Annotated in this window: 16 protein-coding genes, 1 tRNA gene and 3 rRNA genes; 17 read left to right on the forward strand and 3 right to left on the reverse strand. The window is 68.0% G+C overall.

Going from position 1 to position 21,354, the window contains the following annotated elements:
* Nucleotides 1–132: 132 nt before the first annotated feature.
* Nucleotides 133–975 (reverse strand): HAD-IB family hydrolase, encoded by an 843-nt coding sequence (locus tag ACWPQI_RS02625; RefSeq protein WP_010595022.1) that lies wholly within the window; start codon nucleotides 973–975, stop codon nucleotides 133–135.
* Nucleotides 976–1,320: 345 nt separating this feature from the next.
* Between ACWPQI_RS02625 and ssd the strand changes: the two genes are divergently transcribed.
* The 7 genes from ssd to ACWPQI_RS02660 are packed head-to-tail and all read left to right on the forward strand — an operon-like array spanning nucleotide 1,321 to nucleotide 5,875.
* The gene (ssd, locus tag ACWPQI_RS02630) at nucleotides 1,321–2,394 is read left to right on the forward strand and encodes a septum site-determining protein Ssd (RefSeq protein ID WP_017681222.1); all 1,074 of its coding nucleotides are present in this window, start codon (nucleotides 1,321–1,323) and stop codon (nucleotides 2,392–2,394) included.
* Nucleotides 2,391–3,563: a TadA family conjugal transfer-associated ATPase gene (locus tag ACWPQI_RS02635; protein ID WP_010595025.1), complete on the forward strand. Its 1,173-nt coding sequence runs from the start codon at nucleotides 2,391–2,393 to the stop codon at nucleotides 3,561–3,563. Before ssd ends, ACWPQI_RS02635 begins: the two co-directional genes overlap by 4 nt.
* Nucleotides 3,560–4,360 carry a secretion protein F gene (locus ACWPQI_RS02640; protein ID WP_474738627.1) on the forward strand — a complete coding sequence of 267 codons (801 nt, stop codon included), beginning with the start codon at nucleotides 3,560–3,562 and terminating at the stop codon, nucleotides 4,358–4,360. The genes ACWPQI_RS02635 and ACWPQI_RS02640 overlap by 4 nt, the downstream gene beginning before the upstream one ends.
* Nucleotides 4,324–4,956, forward strand: a complete 633-nt coding sequence (locus tag ACWPQI_RS02645) for a type II secretion system F family protein (protein ID WP_010595027.1) — start codon at nucleotides 4,324–4,326, stop codon at nucleotides 4,954–4,956. The genes ACWPQI_RS02640 and ACWPQI_RS02645 overlap by 37 nt, the downstream gene beginning before the upstream one ends.
* 42 nt (nucleotides 4,957–4,998) lie before the next feature.
* Nucleotides 4,999–5,202 carry a DUF4244 domain-containing protein gene (locus ACWPQI_RS02650; RefSeq protein WP_026137874.1) on the forward strand — a complete coding sequence of 68 codons (204 nt, stop codon included), beginning with the start codon at nucleotides 4,999–5,001 and terminating at the stop codon, nucleotides 5,200–5,202.
* 17 nt (nucleotides 5,203–5,219) lie between these two features.
* A complete protein-coding gene (locus ACWPQI_RS02655; protein ID WP_017681224.1) occupies nucleotides 5,220–5,534 on the forward strand; it encodes a TadE family type IV pilus minor pilin in 315 nt (104 codons plus the stop codon).
* Entirely contained in the window at nucleotides 5,531–5,875 is a 345-nt protein-coding gene (locus tag ACWPQI_RS02660) for an Rv3654c family TadE-like protein (protein ID WP_010595030.1), read from the forward strand. Before ACWPQI_RS02655 ends, ACWPQI_RS02660 begins: the two co-directional genes overlap by 4 nt.
* Nucleotides 5,876–5,882: 7 nt before the next feature.
* On the opposite strand, the gene ACWPQI_RS02665 is transcribed toward ACWPQI_RS02660, so the two are convergent.
* Entirely contained in the window at nucleotides 5,883–8,228 is a 2,346-nt protein-coding gene (locus ACWPQI_RS02665) for a DEAD/DEAH box helicase (protein ID WP_010595031.1), read from the reverse strand.
* A 392-nt stretch (nucleotides 8,229–8,620) separates the two neighbouring features.
* Here ACWPQI_RS02665 and ACWPQI_RS02670 point away from each other — a divergent pair, with 392 nt between their 5' ends.
* The 4 genes from ACWPQI_RS02670 (at nucleotide 8,621) to ACWPQI_RS02685 (ending at nucleotide 13,312) form a co-directional block, all read left to right on the forward strand.
* On the forward strand, nucleotides 8,621–8,824 hold the full coding sequence (locus ACWPQI_RS02670) for a cold-shock protein (RefSeq protein ID WP_003935252.1): 204 nt from the start codon (nucleotides 8,621–8,623) through the stop codon (nucleotides 8,822–8,824).
* A 129-nt stretch (nucleotides 8,825–8,953) separates the two neighbouring features.
* Nucleotides 8,954–9,541 (forward strand): hypothetical protein, encoded by a 588-nt coding sequence (locus tag ACWPQI_RS02675; protein ID WP_040273695.1) that lies wholly within the window; start codon nucleotides 8,954–8,956, stop codon nucleotides 9,539–9,541.
* Between the two features lie 134 nt (nucleotides 9,542–9,675).
* The gene (topA, locus tag ACWPQI_RS02680; RefSeq protein ID WP_010595034.1) at nucleotides 9,676–12,606 is read left to right on the forward strand and encodes a type I DNA topoisomerase; all 2,931 of its coding nucleotides are present in this window, start codon (nucleotides 9,676–9,678) and stop codon (nucleotides 12,604–12,606) included.
* A 31-nt stretch (nucleotides 12,607–12,637) separates the two neighbouring features.
* Complete coding sequence (locus tag ACWPQI_RS02685; protein ID WP_010595035.1) at nucleotides 12,638–13,312, forward strand: helix-turn-helix domain-containing protein; 675 nt, start codon at nucleotides 12,638–12,640, stop codon at nucleotides 13,310–13,312.
* Nucleotides 13,313–13,316: 4 nt separating this feature from the next.
* On the opposite strand, the gene ACWPQI_RS02690 is transcribed toward ACWPQI_RS02685, so the two are convergent.
* Entirely contained in the window at nucleotides 13,317–13,703 is a 387-nt protein-coding gene (locus tag ACWPQI_RS02690) for a VOC family protein (RefSeq protein WP_010595036.1), read from the reverse strand.
* Between the two features lie 94 nt (nucleotides 13,704–13,797).
* Here ACWPQI_RS02690 and ACWPQI_RS02695 point away from each other — a divergent pair, with 94 nt between their 5' ends.
* From ACWPQI_RS02695 to rrf, 6 genes are all read left to right on the forward strand, one after another.
* Entirely contained in the window at nucleotides 13,798–14,985 is a 1,188-nt protein-coding gene (locus tag ACWPQI_RS02695; RefSeq protein WP_010595037.1) for a DNA polymerase III subunit delta', read from the forward strand.
* 65 nt (nucleotides 14,986–15,050) lie between these two features.
* Nucleotides 15,051–15,123 (forward strand) — tRNA-Thr (locus tag ACWPQI_RS02700).
* A 288-nt stretch (nucleotides 15,124–15,411) separates the two neighbouring features.
* Nucleotides 15,412–15,609: a hypothetical protein gene (locus ACWPQI_RS02705; RefSeq protein WP_017681228.1), complete on the forward strand. Its 198-nt coding sequence runs from the start codon at nucleotides 15,412–15,414 to the stop codon at nucleotides 15,607–15,609.
* Between the two features lie 495 nt (nucleotides 15,610–16,104).
* Nucleotides 16,105–17,627: ribosomal RNA gene (locus ACWPQI_RS02710) — 16S ribosomal RNA — on the forward strand.
* A 304-nt stretch (nucleotides 17,628–17,931) separates the two neighbouring features.
* Nucleotides 17,932–21,064 (forward strand): 23S ribosomal RNA (locus ACWPQI_RS02715).
* A 105-nt stretch (nucleotides 21,065–21,169) separates the two neighbouring features.
* Nucleotides 21,170–21,286: ribosomal RNA gene (gene rrf, locus ACWPQI_RS02720) — 5S ribosomal RNA — on the forward strand.
* The 16S, 23S and 5S rRNA genes sit together here, the layout of an rRNA operon.
* Nucleotides 21,287–21,354: the final 68 nt, after the last annotated feature.

Here is a 21,354-nt window from a genome sequence, read left to right on the forward strand (position 1 = left end):
CTCGGTGTCCGTGCTGGGAAGTCCGGTCGGGAGATCGAACCTTCTCTTCCGATTCGCTCTTGGCCTTCCGTCCTTCCGTAACTCCTTTCTACTCCCGGTCTCACAGGGGGGCAAGTCCCATTTTCGGGACCGTCACCCCCGGGGCGTGAACCCGCGCCGGTGCCTCCGGCGCAACGCCAGGTACGCCGCGGCGCCCGCGGCCGCCGCGCCCGCGGTGATCGCGGCCGTCGCGGCGACCACGGCCGGCGACGTCGTGGTGAATCGGTGCAGGAGCGGGACGGGACGGATGAAAGTGAGTATGGGCCAATCATTTTCGACTGCTTCGCGGCGCAGTACCCGATCCGGGTTCACCGCCCGCGGATGACCCACGGCCCGCAACATCGGGATGTCCGTCGACGAGTCCGAGTACGCGTAGCAGCGTGCGAGATCGTACCCGTACTGCAGCGCCAGCGCCTGGATTGCCTCCGCCTTGGCCTCCCCGTAGCAGTAGAACTCCAGCTCCCCGGCGTAGCGGCCGTCCTCGATCCGCATCCGGCTCGCGGTGCTGTGCGTCGCCCCGAGCGCCGTCGCGATGGGGGTGACCACCTCCTCCCCGGACGCGGACACGATGATCACGTCGTGTCCCCGGAGCCGGTGGTCCGCGATGAGATCGGCCGCCTCGGCGAAGACCAGCGGGTCCACGATGTCGTGCAGTGTCTCGGCGACGATCGCCTTGATCTGCTCGACATCCCAGCCGGTACACATCGCCGCGATGTGGGCACGCATGCGCTCCACCTGATCGTGGTCGGCGCCGGACAGCATGAACAGGAACTGGGCGTAGCTGCTCTTGAGCACCGCCCGCCGGTTGAGGAGCCCCTGGGCGAAGAACGGCTTGCTGAAGGCGAGCGCGCTGGACTTCGCGATGACGGTCTTGTCGAGATCGAAGAAGGCGGCGATTCGGCCGGACGGGGTCGGGTCCACGGTCGCGTCGGTCACGGCACCACAATAGGTGTGGCTGCATCTTCCCGGTACGTCCCGTGATCCGGCCCGTCGTCGGGCGCCTCCACCTGCGTGGAACACGCGACGGTTGAACTTGCAAATATCGGGTCCCGGCGTAGTATCGACCTCACCTGGACATAGTCCAGGGGGTGTTCAGCCCGACCCCCCCGGGGCTGAACATGACGACCCTCGCCTCCTCCCCCCCTGGCGAGGGTCGTCCTCTGTTCAGGGACCTTTCGAAGCCCGGCGTGTTCATCCACAGGCGGCGCATTCATCCACAGATTCGCCGATTCGCCCCGTCTCCGCTTCCGGCACCCTCGTTCGGCGCGCAAGCTGGGCGCCATGAACGACGTCCTGGCCCTCGTCGACGATCCCGCCCTGACGGCGAGCCTGCACCGCGTGGCGGCCGCCACCGACCGCACCGTCGGCGCGGCGGCGATGCCACCGCCGCGCAGAACCTGGCTCGACGCGGGACTCGTCGTGGTCGACCGAACCGCAGCCCTGCTCTGCGCGCAGCAGCTTCCCCGTCGAGGCGGCATCGTCCTGGTCACTGCCGGCGGGGCCGACCTCCCCGACTGGCAGGCCGCCACCGCCGTCGGGGCCGAACACGTCGTCGGCCTGCCCGACGACGAAGTCGAACTGCTCACGGTGCTCGGCACCGCCGCCGAACCCGACACCGGGGGTGGGCACGTCGTCGCCGTACTCGGCGGCTGCGGCGGCGCCGGCGCCTCCACGTTCGCGGCCGCCCTGGCATGGACCGTCGCCGCCTTCCGGCACAGTGCGGGAGCACTTCTCGTCGACGGTGATCCCCTGGGCGGAGGGTTGGACGTCCTCACGGGAATCGAGGAGCGGCCGGGTGTCCGCTGGTCCGGCCTGGCCGTCGATCGCGGCCGGCTCTCCGCCCGGTCGCTGCGGGACGCGGTGCCCGAATGGCTTCCGGGACTCGGCGTGCTCTCCGCAGATCGCGAGTCCACGTCCGAGCCGGCCCCCGCCGCCGTCACCGCGGTGCTCGACACCGTCCGCCGCTCGGGCGACCTGGTGGTGTGCGACGTGCCGCGCAGCCGCGGGCCGGCCGCCGAGGCGATGGTGGCGGCCGCCGACCTGGCCGTGCTGGTCGTCCCCGCCCGTGTGCGTGCCGCCCTCGCCGCGGGGCGGGTCGCCGGCTGGGTCGCCGACCAGAACACGAACCAGGGCATCGTCGTGCGCGGCCCGGCCCCCGGCGGACTGCGTGGCCGGGACGTCGCCGAGGTGGTGGGGCTGCCGCTGATCGCCACGATGCGCGCGCAGCCCGGCCTCGCCGCGGCACTCGAACGCGGTGGACTGCGGCTCGGACGTCGTTCGCCCCTGGTCCACGCCGCCGAGTCGGTCCTCGACGTGCTGGCCGGTCCCGAGCCGGGATCGCGGTGGGCAGCATGAGCGCCGTCCTCACTGCCGAGCTGCTCGACCGGGTCCGTGAACGTCTCGCGACGGAGGCCGGCGAGCCCACGCCGGACCGTGTCGCCGCTGCGCTGCGTGCCGAATCCGGCGGGGTTCTCGGCGATTTCGATCTGCTCACGGCACTGCGGCATCTGCAGACCGAGCTGTCCGGCGCCGGCCCGCTCGAAGCGCTGCTTGCCGAACCCGGCGTCACCGACGTACTCGTCACCGCCCCCGACCGCGTCTGGGTCGACCGCGGCGGCGGGCTGCGGCTCACCTCCGTCGCCTTTCCCGACGAGGCGTCGGTGCGGCGACTGGCCCAGCGCCTCGCGCTGTTCGCCGGGCGGCGGCTCGACGACGCCCAACCGTGGGTCGACGGCCGGCTGCCCGGGCACGGCGATTTCGGTGTCCGCCTGCATGCCGTCCTCGCGCCCGTCGCACAGGGTGGCACGTGTCTGTCGCTGCGGGTGCTGCGGCCCGCCACCCAGGGACTCGACGCGCTGCGCGATCGCGGCGCCGTCGACCCGCACGCCTACGTGTTGTTGCGCCGGATCGTCGCCGCCCGGCTCGCCTTCCTCGTCGTCGGGGGCACGGGTGCGGGCAAGACCACCCTGCTCGCGGCGCTGCTCGGCACCGTGGATCCGGGTGAGCGGATCGTGTGCGTCGAGGACGCGGCGGAACTGGCGCCCGCCCATCCCCACGTCGTGCGGCTCGTCGCGCGAGCCGCCAACGTCGAGGGCGTCGGGGAGGTCGCGGTGCGCGATCTCGTCCGGCAGGCGCTGCGAATGCGGCCCGACCGCATCGTCGTCGGCGAGGTGCGCGGCGCCGAGGTCGTCGATCTGCTCACCGCGCTGAACACCGGTCACGACGGGGGTGCAGGCACCGTGCACGCCAATTCTCCGGACGAGGTGCCGGCGCGGCTCGAAGCCCTCGCCGCGCTCGGCGGTCTGGACCGCGCCGCCCTGCACAGTCAGCTCGTCGCAGCGGTGCAGGTAGTCCTGCACGTGCACCGCACCCCCGACGGAACCCGTCGGCTGACGGAGATCGGTGTCGTGCAGCGCGACGAGGTCTCGGGTGTCGTCGTCGCACCCGCGTGGACCCACGAGCGCGGCACGCAGGCCGGCATGGACCGGCTCGAACAGCTCTTCCGGCGACGGGAGGCGCCGTGACCGCGACCGCCCTGTGCCTGGCCGCGGCCCTGCTGGTCGCGCCGGCGACGGTCGCCGCGCCGCGACTGCGGTCGCTGCGCACGACAGTCGTCGCCGGACGGCCGTGGCGACCGCCGCAGGAGGTGACGGCAGTGCTGTGCGTCCTCCCGGTGTTGCTGCTCGGCGTCGCACCCGCCGTCGCGGCGGCGGTCGTCGCCGGCACCACCGTGCGCCGGGTGCGGCGACGCCGACGGGACCGCGCCCGTGACGCCGAACAGCGGGCCCTGCTCGCCGGTCTCGAAACCGTCGTCGCCGAGCTGGAGGTGGGCACCCATCCGGCCGAGGCGTGTGCGACGGCGGCACGGGAGACGACCGGGCCCACCGCCGATGCCTTCCATGTCGCGGCGGCGCGGGCCCGGCTCGGCGGAAGCGCAGCCGACGGCCTGCGCGCGGTAGCCCGCGCGACGGACCCGTCGGGGATCGCCGCGTCGCTCGATCGGGTCGCCGGGGCCTGGGAGGTGTCCGACCGGTACGGGCTGGCGCTGGCGCAACTCCTCGCGGCCGCACGGGCGGATCTGTCCGGTCGTATGCGCCTGCGCTCCCGTACCGAAGCGGGACTGGCGGGGGCCCGCGCGACGGCGGCGGTGCTCGCGGCTCTGCCGGCGCTCGGTGTGGCGCTCGGGCAGATGATGGGGGCGTCGCCGGTGTCGGTGCTGCTCGGCGACGGTCTCGGCGGGGTGTTGCTGGTGGTGGGCACCGCACTGGGGTGCGCCGGACTGCTGTGGACCGACCGGATCGCGAGGGGGGTGGCATCGTGACCGTAGCGCTGGTCTGCCTGGCCGCGGCGCTCGTGATCCTGCCGGACCTGCGGACGCGACGGTGCCGGACTGCCGGGGCCGCGGCCTCCGGGGAAGCCACCGGAACCGGCGGCGCCCCGGACGACCCGCACGCCGTGCCGGCCGCATTCGACCTGATGGCCGCCTGCCTGCGCGCCGGCCTTCCGACGGCGACCGCGGCACGGGCGGTGGCCGACTCGGCACCGCCCGCGCTCGCCCTGGCCCTGCGGCGGGGCGCCGACCGTCTCGAGCTCGGGGCCGCGCCGTCGGAGGCGTGGAGCGGTCTCGGGGAGGCGACGGCCGACGGATCCGACGACGAGACGGAGGCGCTGGAGGCCTTCGCCCGCGCCGCGCGGCGATCGGCACGATCCGGTGCCCCGCTGTCGGGCATCGTCGCCGAGGTGGCGGAGCGGCAGCGCGAACGAGCGGAGGACCGGGCGGCTGCAGCCGTCGAGCGTGCCGGGGTTCTGGTCAGCGGCCCACTCGGACTGTGCTTCCTGCCGGCGTTCGTGTGCCTGGGCATCGTGCCCGTCGTGATCGGGCTCGCGGGACGCGTGCTCGGTGAGGGGCTGTTGTGAGACGTCGGCGCGGACGGTCCGCGCCGGAGGAGGGGAGGAACCATGGTAGGCAACGTAATTCGTACGGTCGTGCAACGGCTGAGCGGTGCCGTCGCGGCGGAGGACGGGATGTCCACCGCGGAGTACGCGATCGGTACGATCGCGGCGGCGGCGTTCGGGGCCGTGCTCTACACGGTCGTCACCGGCGACAACATCGTCACTGCGCTCACCGGCATTGTCGAGCGCGCACTGAACACGGCGGTGTGAGCGGGGACGACGGTGGGGTGACCGTCGAGGCGGCGATCGCCCTCACCGCTCTGGTGAGCGTCCTCGTGCTGTGTCTCGGTGCGGTGCTGTGTATTTCGAGTCAGCTCCGATGCCAGGACGCCGCACGGGAAGCCGCCCGGCTCGCGGCCCGTGGCGACGGGACGCGGGCGGTGGAGGTGGCGGCGCGGATCGCCCCGGAGGGCGCACGGATCTCCGTGCGCCCCGACGGCGACCTCGTCGTGGCGACGGTGACAGCGGACGGTCCGCTGCTGCCGGCGGTGACGCTCACCGCGGAGGCCGTGGCTGCGTTCGAACCGGAAGTGGCGCAGTGACGTTCCGGGACGATCGGGGTAGCGCGAGCGTGGTGGCGTGTTTCGTTGCGGCCGCGCTGATCGCGGTCACCGGACTGCTCGTGCAGATCGGCGCGGGGGTCGCGACGCGGCATCGGGCGCAGGGGGCGGCCGACCTGGCGGCCCTCGCGGTGGCCGGTGCACTCGACCGCGGATCGGGCACCGCCTGCTCGGAAGCGAACCGGATCGCGGCGCGGATGCGGGTGCAGGTGCGTTCGTGCACCGTCGACGGCTGGGACGCGGTCGTCGAGGTCGAGGCCGCGGTGGCGCTGCCGGGTGGGCGGCAGGCCCGCGCGATCGCGCGGGCGGGGCCGGTCGAGTGAGCGCCGGTCAGGAGAGGGCGTCGAGCACCGCGCCGAGCAGAGCGACCGCCCCGGCCTTGTCGAGCGGGTCGTTGCCGTTGCCGCATTTGGGGGAGTACACGCACGACGGGCAGCCGGCGGCGCACTCGCAGGCCGTCACGGCCGCGCGGGTCGCCCCGAGCCATTCGGCGATGCGCGCGTAACCGCGGTCGGCGAAGCCCGCGCCGCCGGGATGCCCGTCGTAGACGAAGACGGTGGGCAGCCCGGTGTCCGGGTGCACCGCCGTGGACACCCCGCCGATGTCCCAGCGGTCGCACGTCGCCACCAACGGCAGCAGCCCGATCGCGGCATGCTCGGCGGCGTGCAGCGCGCCGGGTACCCGTTCCGGTCCGATTCCGCACCGGTCGAGCAGTTCGGGGGTGACGGTGTACATCACTGCGCGCGTCGGCAGGCACTGGGACGGCATATCGAGTTCGGTGCTGTCGAGAACCTCGCCGGACGGCAGTCGCCGCAGGTAGGAGACCACCTGATGGGTCACTTCCACCTCGACGAGGCCCACAGTCACCGGACCGAGCGAGCGCTGCTCCGTCACGGCGGTCACGACGATGTCGGTGATCTCCCGCGCGGAGGTGGACCATTCGGGCTCCTCGGCGTGCACGAGCGCGATCCCGTCGTCGAGGTGCAACTCGTCGACGACGAACGACTCGCCGCGGTGCAGGTACACCGCGCCCGGATGCACGGTCGCCGGTGCCCGGCCGCCGTCGACGGTGCCGAGCATCCGTCCGGTGTCGGATTCGACGATGGCGATCTGGGTGCCGATGCCGCCGCGGATGTCGATGTCGGAGTGCGGACGGGTGTCGGGGGTGACGAACCAGCCGTGCGGGCGCCGCCGGATCGCGCCCTGGGCGGCCAGGGCAGCGAGGACGTCGGCCGCGCCGAACTCCTCGACCTCGGCGTCGCTGAGGGGCAGCTCGAGCGCAGCGCACAGCAGTTGCGGGCCGAGCACGTACGGGTTGGTGGGGTCGGTGACCGTCGCCTCGACGGGCTTGTCGAGCAGCGCCGCCGGATGGTGCACGAGGTAGGTGTCGAGTGGATCGTCGCGGGCGACGAGCACGACCAGCGATCCCGCGCCGCGGCGGCCGGCCCGGCCGGCCTGCTGCCAGAACGACGCGACGGTGCCCGGGAATCCGGCGACGACGACGGCGTCGAGGCCGGCGATGTCCATACCGAGTTCCAGGGCGTTGGTGCTGGCGGCACCGAGCAGACGGCCGTCCGCCAGAGCAGCCTCGAGCTCGCGCCGCTCCTCGGCGAGGTAGCCGGCGCGGTACGCGGCGACACGATCGACGAGTTCGGGGGCGGCCTCGGCGAGCAGCCGCTGTGCGCCGAGCGCGGTGAACTCGGCGCCGCGCCGGGACCGTACGAAGGCGAGGGTGCGGGCACCTTCGACGACGAGGTCGGCGAGGATGCGCGCGGCCTCGGTTCCGGCGGCGCGGCGCACCGGGGCGCCGTTCTCGCCGGTCACCTGCTCGAGCAGTGGCGGTTCCCACAGCGCGACGGTGCGCGGGCCGTGCGGGGAGCCGTCCTCGGTCACCTCCCGGCAGGGCGCGCCGACGAGCCGGGACGCCGCGGCGCCGGGGTCGGCGGTCGTCGCGGAGGCGAGGACGAAGACCGGTCGGGCACCGTAGCGTGCGGCGATCCGTCGCAGCCGGCGCAGCACCAGGGCCACGTTGGAGCCGAAGACGCCGCGGTAGGAGTGGCACTCGTCGACCACGACGTAGCGCAGTCGGCGGAAGAACCGGGACCAGCGGGCGTGCCCGGGCAGCATCGACATGTGCAGCATGTCGGGGTTGGTGAAGATCCACCGCGAGTGGCTGCGCGCCCACTGCCGCAGTTCGGTGGAGGTGTCACCGTCGTAGGCACACGCGTGCACCCGACCGAGTTCGGGCTCGGCGGCGGTCACGTCGGTGACGGCGCGCAACTGGTCTGCACAGAGCGCCTTCGTGGGGGAGAGGTACAGCGCGGTGGCGTGCGGGTCCTCGACGAGTGCGGTGAGCACGGGCAACTGGTAGGCGAGGGACTTGCCCGACGCGGTGCCGGTGGAGACGACGACGTGCTCCCCGCCGGCGGCGACGTCGGCGGCCGCCCTCTGGTGGCTCCACGGCCGGGGCACACCCGTCGCGCGCAGGGCCCGGACGACGGCGTCGGACGCCCAGTCCGGCCAGTCGGTGTGCCGGACCTCGCGGGCGGGCAGCTCCGCGCTGTGGGTGAGGGGGTGCTCCGAGGCCGGGGTGCCCTCGAGAACTCGTTCGAGCAGTTCGTGGCCGAAGCTCGTCGGCCCGTCGCCGACGGGACGGCGGTGCGGCGAGCTGGTCACACTGGGTACTCCGGAGGATGCGGTCGGGATGGGAAACCAGCGTAGTCGGCCGTCGTTCCCGGCGTTCGGTCGGTGTGCGACCCGCGCGCGGGTTAACATCGACGTAACCGTACCGACGAGTAATCGTACCGTCGGTATGTACAAGATCAAATTTTCGGGCGAATTGTGCGCCCTCCTACTGTTGTCGGCGCCCCGAACGTGGTTCACTGACATCGGTCGCAGCTTCTGTGTTCGGTGACTTGAGAAAGTGCACGGCTCGCAGGATCGATGGTTGCGAGCGCGGTGCTTTGCTCTTCCTGTGGGGGGATCAAGAAGTACAGCGGTCGGAACCGGCCCGGCGGCTCGCTCGCCCGCGAACCGCCGCATCCGGTGTTAGAAAGAGAAGGAAAAGCATGGCACAGGGCACTGTGAAGTGGTTCAACGCGGAGAAGGGCTTCGGCTTCATCGCTCCCGAGGACGGCTCCGCCGACGTTTTCGTCCACTACTCGGAGATCCAGGGCAGCGGCTTCCGCACCCTGGAGGAGAACCAGCGCGTGGAGTTCGAGGTCGGCCAGGGCACCAAGGGCCCGCAGGCCACCGGCGTTCGCGCGCTCTGATCGTCGACGCTCCTGCCGGAGCCTGACGTGACTCGGTCCGCAAGGACCGAAGCCTCGATCGTCCCCCGTCACCCTCGGTGATGGGGGACGATCTGTTTCTGCGGGAGGCAGCGAAGGAAGGACGGGGGAGTGAGTCAACTGTCGTTCTTCGGGGCCGAGGTGATGCCGCCGGACCCGGCCGACCTCGGTGGTCTGCTGGCCGCGCACGGACACGCGGTGGTCTCCGGTGACGGCGCGCGGATCTCCGTGGTCGTGGACGAGCCGTGGCGGGCGGACGCGATCGCGGAGCTCATGACGCAGGCCGCGCTGTCCCCGGAGGTCACCCGCACGGACGAGGGACATCCGCTGGTGCGCACCGCAGCCCTGCCGGAACTCGTCCCGGTCGCGGCCGAATGGACGCGGGGCGCGGTGAAGGCGGTGCCGGCGGGATGGGTGCCGGGCTCGCGAGCCCTGCGGGCGTGGGTGCTCGCGGCCGGTCGCGTCGAGGTCGAGGGCGAACGCTACGTCCTGGGGCTGGATCCGCACGCCCCGGACACCCACGCGGTGCTGGCCCAGTCGCTGATGCGTGCCGGGATCGCGCCGACGCTGATCGGCGCCCGCGGCGCCGGACCGGGCCTGCGGGTGTCCGGGCGACGGCGATTGACGCGTCTCGTCGAGAACATCGGGGCACCCCCGGACGACGCCCGCGCGCGGCAGATCTGGCCGCGCGTGCAGTAGGGGCCGCATCACGCGTGACGGGCCTTCCGTTGCAGGTGTGCGACCCTGTGTATGGCCGCGTCCGGGGAACGGGTCGGTATACATGTCTTCAAGAAGCGGGACATGTCAGCGAACAGGGAAGGTGCGGCAGCGCTGTGGCAGCACGGGACAACAGCACGTCGAACGGCTCGTCGGGCACGCGTCGGCTCGTCATCGTCGAGTCCCCGACCAAGGCGAAGAAGATCGCGCCCTACCTGGGCCGTGACTACGTCGTCGAGGCGTCCGTCGGACACATCCGCGACCTGCCACGCGGGGCCGCCGATGTGCCGGCCAAGTACAAGGGCGAGTCGTGGGCCCGCCTCGGTGTGAACGTCGACCACGGTTTCGAGCCGCTGTACGTCGTCAGTCCTGAGAAGAAGTCCAAGGTCACCGAGCTGAAGGGGCTGCTGAAGGACGCGGACGAGCTGTACCTCGCGACCGACCCCGACCGGGAGGGCGAGGCCATCGCCTGGCACCTGCTCGAGACGCTCAAGCCGAAGGTCCCGGTCCGCCGGATGGTCTTCCACGAGATCACCGAGCCGGCCATCCGGGCCGCCGCGGAACACACCCGCGACCTCGACAACAACCTGGTCGACGCGCAGGAGACCCGCCGGATCCTCGACCGCCTCTACGGCTACGAGGTCAGCCCGGTGCTGTGGAAGAAGGTCATGCCGCGGCTGTCGGCGGGCCGCGTGCAGTCCGTCGCCACCCGGGTCATCGTCCAGCGCGAACGTGAGCGCATGGCCTTCCGGTCCGCGACGTACTGGGACATCGCCGCCACCCTCGACGCCGGCGCCGACGCGAGCCCCCGATCGTTCGGGGCACGGCTCGTCGGTGTCGACGGCGCCCGCGTCGCCGCCGGCCGCGATTTCGGCGCCGACGGCCGGCTCAAGTCCACCGGCGTCGTCGTGCTCGACGAGGCGTACGCGCGACGACTCGCCGACGCTCTGCACGGCGTGGACCTGACGGTGACGTCGGTCGAGAGCAAGCCGTACACCCGCAAGCCGTACGCACCGTTCATGACGTCGACGCTGCAGCAGGAGGCGGGCCGCAAGCTGCGGTTCTCGTCCGAGCGCACGATGCGCATCGCCCAGCGCCTGTACGAGAACGGCTACATCACGTACATGCGTACCGACTCGACGACCCTGTCCGAGAGCGCGATCGCCGCCGCCCGGGCCCAGGCCACCGAGTTGTACGGCGCGGAGTACGTGCACGCCACCCCGCGGCAGTTCACCCGCAAGGTCAAGAACGCGCAGGAGGCCCACGAGGCGATCCGTCCGGCCGGTGACGTGTTCGCCACGCCCGGCGAACTGCACTCGCGTCTCGACACCGACGAGTACCGCCTCTACGAACTCATCTGGCAGCGCACCGTCGCCTCCCAGATGGCCGACGCGCGGGGCACGACCCTGACACTGCGCATCACCGGCACCGCCGCGAGCGGTGAGGAATGCACGTTCTCGTCGTCCGGTCGCACCATCACCTTCCCCGGCTTCCTGAGGGCGTACGTCGAGAGCGTCGACGAAGAGGCCGGCGGCCAGTCCGACGACGCCGAATCCCGGCTGCCGAACCTGTCCGAGGGACAGCGCGTCACCGCGACGAAGCTCGACCCGGACGGTCACTCGACCAACCCGCCGGCTCGCTACACCGAGGCCAGCCTGATCAAGGCTCTCGAGGACCTCGGCATCGGCCGGCCGTCGACGTACGCGTCGATCATCAAGACCATCCTCGACCGCGGCTACGTCTACAAGCGGGGCAGCGCCCTGGTCCCGTCGTGGGTGGCGTTCGCGGTCATCGGGCTGCTCGAGGCGCATTTCGGACGCCTCGTCGACTACGGCTTCACCGCCGCCATGGAGGACGACCTCGACGAGATCGCGGGTGGTCACGAGCAGCGCACGGACTGGCTGTCGAGCTTCTACTTCGGTGGCGCCCACGGAGCCGAGAACTCGGTGGCGCGCGAGGGTGGCCTGAAGAAGATGGTGGGCGAGAACCTCGAAGACATCGACGCCCGCGAGATCAACTCCATCCGGCTGTTCGACGACGCCGAGGGCCGGGAGATCCACGTGCGCGTGGGCCGGTTCGGCCCGTACCTCGAGCGGATGGTTGCCGATCCCGACGCTCCCGACGGGGAACCGATCTCCCAGCGTGCGAACCTGCCCGACGACCTGCCGCCGGACGAGCTGACGCTCGAGTACGCGGAGAAGCTGTTCTCGACCCCGCAGGAGGGCCGGGTCCTCGGCGTCGACCCGGCCACCGGCAACGAGATCGTCGCGCGGGAGGGCCGCTTCGGTCCGTATGTGACCGAGTTGCTGCGTGAGCCGGAGCCGGAGCCCGAACCCGACATCACGCCGATCCCGGTCGAGGCGGCGCCCTCGGCGGGCGGCACCACCACCGTGGCGAAGAAGGCTGCGAAGAAGGCACCGGCGAAGAAGGCCACCAAGAAGGCGGCCGGTCCCAAGCCGCGGACGGCGTCGCTGCTCAAATCGATGGAACTGTCGACGGTGACGCTCGAGGACGCACTGCGACTGCTGTCGTTGCCGCGGGTCGTCGGGGTCGATCCTGCGACGGGTGAGGAGATCACCGCCCAGAACGGTCGCTACGGGCCGTACCTGAAGAAGGGCACCGACTCGCGGTCGCTGGCGAACGAGGAGCAGATGTTCACGGTCACCCTCGAGGAGGCGCTGAAGATCTACTCCGAGCCGAAACGACGCGGTCGGCAGGCCGCCGCCACGCCGCCGCTGCGGGAACTGGGCACCGACCCGGTCAGCGACAAGCCGATGGTGATCAAGGACGGCCGCTTCGGCCCGTACGTCACGGACGGCGAGACCAACGCCAGCCTCCGCAAGGGCGACGAGGTCGACACCATCACCGACGAGCGTGCCTCCGAGCTGCTCGCGGATCGACGTGCCCGTGGTCCGGCGAAGAAGACCGCCAAGAAGACCGCTGCGAAGAAGGCTCCCGCGAAGAAGACGGCGGCCAAGAAGACCGTCGCCAAGAAGACGACTGCGAAGAAGACGACTGCGAAGAAGACCGCCGCGCAGAAGGAGTGACCTTCCGGGTACGGCGTCCTATCCTCGCCGTGTGTACCGCGAAGCGGCGTCCGGCATACCCGGTGTGCTCGTGTGGACCGCGACGAGGACCGCGGATTCGGCGGGAACGTCCGTGCTGCCCGACGGCTGCACGGACCTGATCTGGCACGAGGACGGCCTCCTCGTCGCCGGACCGGACACCCGAGCCCAGTTCTCCGACCTGGGTGCCCGGCGTGACCTGACCGCCGTGCGTTTCGGTCCCGGCGTAGGGCCGGCGGTGCTCGGCGTGGATGCAGCCGACCTCCGTGACGCACGCGTACCGCTGGACCACATCCGGCCCGGCGCACACGTTCGTCGCCTGGTCTCGGACGCGGAGTCCGACCCGGTCGGTGCGCTCCTGCGCGAGACCCGGCGCCGTCTGGACGGCGTCGACCGCAGCGTCGAGACGAGCATCGCGGCGCAGCTCGGGGCCGGAGCGTCCGTCGCCGAGCTGGCGGCGTCGACGGGCTGGAGTGCGCGCCGGCTGCACCGGCACGCACTGCGCGCGTACGGCTACGGACCGAAGACGCTGGCACGCGTGCTGCGGTTCCGCCGCGCGGTCGGTCTCGCCCGCGCCGGCCGACCGTTCGCCGACGTCGCGGCCGAGTGCGGCTTCAGCGACCAGGCCCATCTCGCGCGGGAGGTCCGCGCCCTCTCCGGCACCACGCTCGGTGCGCTCCTCGGCTGAGCGGTCACCCGGGCAGGGCCGCGAACAGCTCGATGCTGTGCCCGTCGGGATCGTGGACGCTCGCGTACCGCTGCTTCCAGAACGCGTCCCACGGTTCGAGCGCACTCGTGCATCCCGCCTCCAGCAAGTCGCGGTACGTCGAATCCACGCCTGCCGGTGAACCGCAGTCGAAGGCGAGCGCGGGGCCACCCGTTCCCGGCCGGAAGTCCGGGTGGAAGGACCGGACCGACTCGACTGTGTCCCATGCCAGGCGGAGCCCACCTGGAAGTGTCGTTTCGAAGTGCGGTTCGTCGGTACCGGCGGGCAGGTCCAGTCCGAGGCGTCGATAGCAGTCGAAGGAACGGGTCATGTCGGCGACGACGAGCCCGACCAGGGCGAGTTGTGCGGTCATACCGGTGACGCTAGGTCGCTGCGCCGTCGCCGTCTTGAAGGTTTCGGACGGCCGACGCCTCGGCGGCGTCGGAACCGGTCGCTACGCTGAGGCCATGCCCGGTGTCTTCGAACGTCTCGTCGGCCAGCGCGACGTGGAGACCGAACTGATCGCCGCAGCCACCGCGGCGCGCGGCGGCGGAGCCGGTTCCCGGATGACGCACTCGTGGCTGTTCACCGGCCCTCCCGGTTCCGGTCGGTCGATTGCGGCGCTCTGCTTCGCCGCCGCCCTGCAGTGCACCGACCCGGACGTCCCGGGTTGCGGTCGCTGCCACGCGTGCAGCACCACCATGGCCGGCACTCACGGCGACGTCCGTCGGGTCGTTCCCGAGGGGCTCACGATCAGTGTCAAGGCGATGCGCGACATCGTCCGGACCGCGTCGCGTCGTCCGAGCACCGGGCAGTGGCAGGTAGTGGTGATCGAGGATGCGGACCGTCTCACCGAGGGCGCCGCGAACGCACTGCTCAAGGTCGTCGAGGAACCGCCGGAACGCACGGTGTTCCTCCTGTGCGCACCGTCCGTGGATCCGCAGGACATCTCCGTGACCCTGCGCTCGCGATGCCGGCACGTCGCGCTCGTCACGCCCAACCCGGACGCCATCGCCCGGGTGCTGCGCGAACGCGACGGACTCGACCCCGAGACCGCGAACTGGGCGGCATCGATCAGCGGCGGCCACGTCGGGCGGGCCCGGCGTCTGGCCACCGACGAGTCCGCTCGCACCAGCCGTCGACGTGCGCTGGATCTGGCCGCGGCCGTCCTCCGCCCTGCCACCACGTACACCGCTGCGGACGAGCTGGTGCAGCGTGCGGAGGCGGAAGCCAAGGAGATCAGCGCCACGCGCGACGAACGGGAGACCGAGGAACTTCGGACCGCTCTCGGCGCCGGAGGCACCGGCAAGGGCGCTGCCGGGGCGCTCCGGGGCTCGGCGGGCGTCCTCAAGGACCTCGAACGCACCCAGAAGTCCCGACGCACCCGGACCGAGCGCGACATCATGGATCGCGCCCTCATCGATCTGGCCGGTCTCTACCGCGACGCGCTGGCACGTTCCCTGGGCGCTTCCAGCACCGCCAACCATCCCGACATGGCCGAGCGTGCCGCCGACCTGGCTTCGCGTGCCCGGCCGGAGGCGTTGCTGACCTGCATCGAGGCGATTCTCGAATGCCGCGAGGTCCTCGCGCAGAACGTCAAGCCCCGCTTCGCGGTGGCCGCGATGGCGGCCCGGTTGAGCTCGGCCTTCCGGTAGGCACCGACGGGCGGTTTGCATTGGGCAGGGGGGTAGGCGCTAGACTCGTGCGCGCCGTCAGGCACGCTGCCTTAGCTCAGTCGGTAGAGCATTTCACTCGTAATGAAAAGGTCGCGAGTTCGATTCTCGCAGGCAGCTCCGCACGACGAAGGCCCTCCATCCCGAACGCGGACGGAGGGCCTTCGTCGTACGCACGTACACTCTCCGGTCCGCTCGCCCCGGGCAAAGGCGCCCGCCGCCGCGTTCCGTGCCGCATGATGGCGGGTGTGCTCCTGGAGATCTTCTCGATCGTTCTGATCATCGGCGCCCTGGTCGTTCTCATCCCCACTGCGGTGCGCGTGTTCCGCCGGCGCGACGACGACCACTAGTCCGATCGCCGCTGCTCGGCACCCCGCTCGGGCGTCGTCGGCTCAGTACACTCGACTTATGAGTGAGTCGTTGAAGGAGCGGGTGCGAGCGAAGATTCTGCGCCAGCGCGGAGAAGACGGCGGGCGCCCCCTCGGGGACGCAGAAGGGGACAACCCCCGGCTCATCGACATCGGCCTCGACCTGGCACTGCTGGACCAGGCCGCCGAGGGGGACCCCGTTGTGGAAGAGCTGGCCGCGAAGTACTGGGTGCCCTGATGTCGTCCAGAAAAGCGGCTTGACCAGGCGATTTGGTAACTCGCGCAATGTTCACGTAACTTATTCCAGGTCAGAGCGACACGGACACCGACCCGGCCCGCAGGGGCTCGGGACAACGAGGTTGGACGCAGGCGCCTGATTGTTCGGTTCGGAATCTTCTGGTAGGGTTCTGGGCCGTTGCCGATCCCACCGAGTGCGTCGGGTTTGTTCCCGGCGGGTGGTGTGGGTAGGCTGGAACGGTTGCCCCGGAGCGCCGCGGACGTTGGTTCGCGGGGTGATGGTGTGTGCGTGTTCTTTGAGAACTCAACAGTGTGCCGATGAATGTCAGTGCCAAATTATTTTGGTGCGGCCACTTCACTTTTGTGGGGTGGTTGTTGCTGGCTGCCGCATTCTTCCGTCTGTGGTGGTCAGTGTTTTTGCTAGTTTGAGTTTTTTGCTAGTGATTCGGCTCTACGCTTATGGCTGATCGGCCCTTCGGGGTTTGATTGAGAGTCTTCAACGGAGAGTTTGATCCTGGCTCAGGACGAACGCTGGCGGCGTGCTTAACACATGCAAGTCGAACGATGAAGCCCAGCTTGCTGGGTGGATTAGTGGCGAACGGGTGAGTAACACGTGGGTGATCTGCCCTGCACTTCGGGATAAGCCTGGGAAACTGGGTCTAATACCGGATAGGACCTCGGGATGCATGTTCCGGGGTGGAAAGGTTTTCCGGTGCAGGATGGGCCCGCGGCCTATCAGCTTGTTGGTGGGGTAACGGCCCACCAAGGCGACGACGGGTAGCCGGCCTGAGAGGGCGACCGGCCACACTGGGACTGAGACACGGCCCAGACTCCTACGGGAGGCAGCAGTGGGGAATATTGCACAATGGGCGCAAGCCTGATGCAGCGACGCCGCGTGAGGGATGACGGCCTTCGGGTTGTAAACCTCTTTCAGTACCGACGAAGCGCAAGTGACGGTAGGTACAGAAGAAGCACCGGCCAACTACGTGCCAGCAGCCGCGGTAATACGTAGGGTGCGAGCGTTGTCCGGAATTACTGGGCGTAAAGAGCTCGTAGGCGGTTTGTCGCGTCGTCTGTGAAAACCCGCAGCTCAACTGCGGGCTTGCAGGCGATACGGGCAGACTTGAGTACTGCAGGGGAGACTGGAATTCCTGGTGTAGCGGTGAAATGCGCAGATATCAGGAGGAACACCGGTGGCGAAGGCGGGTCTCTGGGCAGTAACTGACGCTGAGGAGCGAAAGCGTGGGTAGCGAACAGGATTAGATACCCTGGTAGTCCACGCCGTAAACGGTGGGCGCTAGGTGTGGGTTTCCTTCCACGGGATCCGTGCCGTAGCTAACGCATTAAGCGCCCCGCCTGGGGAGTACGGCCGCAAGGCTAAAACTCAAAGGAATTGACGGGGGCCCGCACAAGCGGCGGAGCATGTGGATTAATTCGATGCAACGCGAAGAACCTTACCTGGGTTTGACATACACCGGACCGCCCCAGAGATGGGGTTTCCCTTGTGGTCGGTGTACAGGTGGTGCATGGCTGTCGTCAGCTCGTGTCGTGAGATGTTGGGTTAAGTCCCGCAACGAGCGCAACCCTTGTCCTGTGTTGCCAGCACGTAATGGTGGGGACTCGCAGGAGACTGCCGGGGTCAACTCGGAGGAAGGTGGGGACGACGTCAAGTCATCATGCCCCTTATGTCCAGGGCTTCACACATGCTACAATGGCCGGTACAGAGGGCTGCGATACCGCGAGGTGGAGCGAATCCCTTAAAGCCGGTCTCAGTTCGGATCGGGGTCTGCAACTCGACCCCGTGAAGTCGGAGTCGCTAGTAATCGCAGATCAGCAACGCTGCGGTGAATACGTTCCCGGGCCTTGTACACACCGCCCGTCACGTCATGAAAGTCGGTAACACCCGAAGCCGGTGGCCTAACCCCTCGTGGGAGGGAGCCGTCGAAGGTGGGATCGGCGATTGGGACGAAGTCGTAACAAGGTAGCCGTACCGGAAGGTGCGGCTGGATCACCTCCTTTCTAAGGAGCAACTCCTCGTGCACCCCGAGCAGTCGGGGACGGTAAACGCATGCAGGCAGAGCCATTTCGGATTCACACGTAATCCGGTGGTGCTCATGGGTGGAACGCTGACAGGTATTTTCTTCGTCACCGCCGGTCCGAGTGCCGGCGGGAAGAGAGTTATATCGGTGCACTGTTGGGTCCTGAGAGAACACGCGAGTGTTCGATCAGCGACGATGCCTGTCAAAGCTTCTGCCGGTCGGTGGGGTGAGTAGTGGGTGTTGTGTGTTGTTTGAGAACTGCACAGTGGACGCGAGCATCTTTGTTGTAAGTGTTTATGAGCGTACGGTGGATGCCTTGGCACCAGGAGCCGATGAAGGACGTGGGAGGCTGCGATATGCCTCGGGGAGCTGTCAACCGAGCTGTGATCCGAGGATTTCCGAATGGGGAAACCCAGCACGAGTGATGTCGTGTTACCCGCGCCTGAATATATAGGGCGTGTGGAGGGAACGTGGGGAAGTGAAACATCTCAGTACCCACAGGAAGAGAAAACAACATGTGATTCCGTGAGTAGTGGCGAGCGAAAGCGGAAGAGGCTAAACCGCGGGTGTGTGAGAGCTGGCAGGCGTTGCACTCGTGGGGTCGTGGGGCCCTTCTTCCCATCACTGTCATGGTGGGCGAGAGTAAGAAACCGGTGTGTTAGTCGAAGTGGTCTGGAACGGCCCGTCGTAGAGGGTGAGAATCCCGTAGACGAAAACATGCCGGCTCTCGTGGAGGGTGCCCGAGTAGCAGCGGGCCCGTGAAATCTGCTGTGAATCTGTCGGGACCACCCGATAAGCCTGAATACTCCCTGGTGACCGATAGCGGACTAGTACCGTGAGGGAAAGGTGAAAAGTACCCCGGGAGGGGAGTGAAATAGTACCTGAAACCGTGCGCTTACAATCCGTCGGAGCCTTCGAGCAGTTTGGTCTGCTGGGGGTGACGGCGTGCCTTTTGAAGAATGAGCCTGCGAGTTAGTGGCATGTCGCGAGGTTAACCCGTGTGGGGTAGTCGTAGCGAAAGCGAGTCCGAACAGGGCGTATCAGTGGCATGTTCTAGACCCGAAGCGGAGTGATCTACCCATGGCCAGGGTGAAGCGACGGTAAGACGTCGTGGAGGCCCGAACCCACTTAGGTTGAAAACTGAGGGGATGAGCTGTGGGTAGGGGTGAAAGGCCAATCAAACTCCGTGATAGCTGGTTCTCCCCGAAATGCATTTAGGTGCAGCGTCGCGTGTTTCTCACCGGAGGTAGAGCTACTGGATGGTCTAGGGGGCCCACAAGCTTACCGAAATCAGCCAAACTCCGAATGCCGGTGAGTGAGAGCGCGGCAGTGAGACTGCGGGGGATAAGCTTCGTAGTCGAGAGGGAAACAGCCCAGATCGCCGGCTAAGGCCCCTAAGCGTGTACTAAGTGGAAAAGGATGTGGGATCGCTGAGACAACCAGGAGGTTGGCTTAGAAGCAGCCACCCTTGAAAGAGTGCGTAATAGCTCACTGGTCAAGTGGTTCTGCGCCGACAATGTAGCGGGGCTCAAGTACACCGCCGAAGCCGCGGCACTCACACAACACCCACTCGTTTCTGCGGAGACGGGTGCAGTGGTGTGGGTGGGTAGGGGAGCGTCGTGCCGCCGGGGAAGCGCCGGAGTGATCCAGGTGTGGAGGCGGCGCGAGTGAGAATGCAGGCATGAGTAGCGAAAGACGAGTGAGAAACTCGTCCGCCGAATGACCAAGGGTTCCTGGGCCAGGTTAATCCGCCCAGGGTGAGTCGGGACCTAAGGCGAGGCCGACAGGCGTAGTCGATGGACAACGGGTTGATATTCCCGTACCCGTGTGAACGCGCCCCTGGTGAATCATCGGTACTAACCGTCCAAAGGGTGATCGATCTCCTTCGGGAGACGGGATCCTGCTGCACGGGACCTTCGGTGGTAGTAGCCAAGCGATGGGGTGACGCAGGAAGGTAGTGGGGCCGGTCAGTGGTTGTACCGGTGTAAGCCTGTAGGGCGTGACATAGGCAAATCCGTGTCGCACGAGCCTGAGAGGTGATGCGTAGCCGAATGAGGCGAATTCCATGATCCTATGCTGCCGAGAAAAGCCTCTAGCGAGCTTTCACACGGCCCGTACCCCAAACCGACACAGGTGGTCAGGTAGAGAATACCGAGGCGATCGAGAGAACTGTGGTTAAGGAACTCGGCAAAATGCCCCCGTAACTTCGGGAGAAGGGGGACCAGCCCTGGTGAAGACCTTCGCGGTCGGAGCTGGGGGTGGTCGCAGAGACCAGAGAGAAGCGACTGTTTACTAAAAACACAGGTCCGTGCGAAGTCGTAAGACGAGGTATACGGACTGACGCCTGCCCGGTGCTGGAAGGTTAAGAGGACCGGTCAGCGGAGCGATCCGCGAAGCTGAGAATTTAAGCCCCAGTAAACGGCGGTGGTAACTATAACCATCCTAAGGTAGCGAAATTCCTTGTCGGGTAAGTTCCGACCTGCACGAATGGCGTAACGACTTCTCTGCTGTCTCAACCACAGACTCGGCGAAATTGCATTACGAGTAAAGATGCTCGTTACGCGCGGCAGGACGAAAAGACCCCGGGACCTTCACTACAGCTTGGTATTGGTGTTCGGTTCGGTTTGTGTAGGATAGGTGGGAGACTGTGAAGCGGTGACGCCAGTTACCGTGGAGTCGTTGTTGAAATACCACTCTGATCGTATTGGACCTCTAACCTCGGACCCTGATCGGGTTCAGGGACAGTGCCTGGTGGGTAGTTTAACTGGGGCGGTTGCCTCCCAAAATGTAACGGAGGCGCCCAAAGGTTCCCTCAGCCTGGTTGGCAATCAGGTGTCGAGTGCAAGTGCACAAGGGAGCTTGACTGTGAGACCGACAGGTCGAGCAGGGACGAAAGTCGGGACTAGTGATCCGGCACCGGCATGTGGAAGCGGTGTCGCTCAACGGATAAAAGGTACCCCGGGGATAACAGGCTGATCTTCCCCAAGAGTCCATATCGACGGGATGGTTTGGCACCTCGATGTCGGCTCGTCGCATCCTGGGGCTGGAGTAGGTCCCAAGGGTTGGGCTGTTCGCCCATTAAAGCGGCACGCGAGCTGGGTTTAGAACGTCGTGAGACAGTTCGGTCTCTATCCGCCGCGCGCGTTAGAAACTTGAGGAAGGCTGTCCCTAGTACGAGAGGACCGGGACGGACGAACCTCTGGTGTGCCAGTTGTCCCGCCAGGGGCACGGCTGGTTGGCTACGTTCGGAAGGGATAACCGCTGAAAGCATCTAAGCGGGAAGCCTGTTCCAAGATGAGGTTTCTCACCCCCTCGAGGGGGTAAGGCCCCCGGCAGACCACCGGGTTGATAGGCCGGAACTGGAAGTGCGGCAACGCATGCAGGTGACCGGTACTAATAGGCCGAGGACTTACCACGAAGAAGCTACGCGTCCACTGTGCGGTATCTGAAACAGCACACACATCAGATACCGAAGCCCGACAAGGGTATTCGAGAACTCTGATGCGTGACGTTTCGCAGAGTTACGGCGGCCATAGCGACAGGGAAACGCCCGGTCCCATTCCGAACCCGGAAGCTAAGCCTGTCTGCGCCGATGGTACTGCACCCGACAGGGTGTGGGAGAGTAGGACACCGCCGAACACCCGTTACCGGAAGCCCCCCGACCTCGTCGGGGGGCTTCCGGCATTTCCGGGTCCGCCGATGGTCCC

The sequence above is a fragment of the Rhodococcus sp. LMD genome (assembly GCF_056108245.1).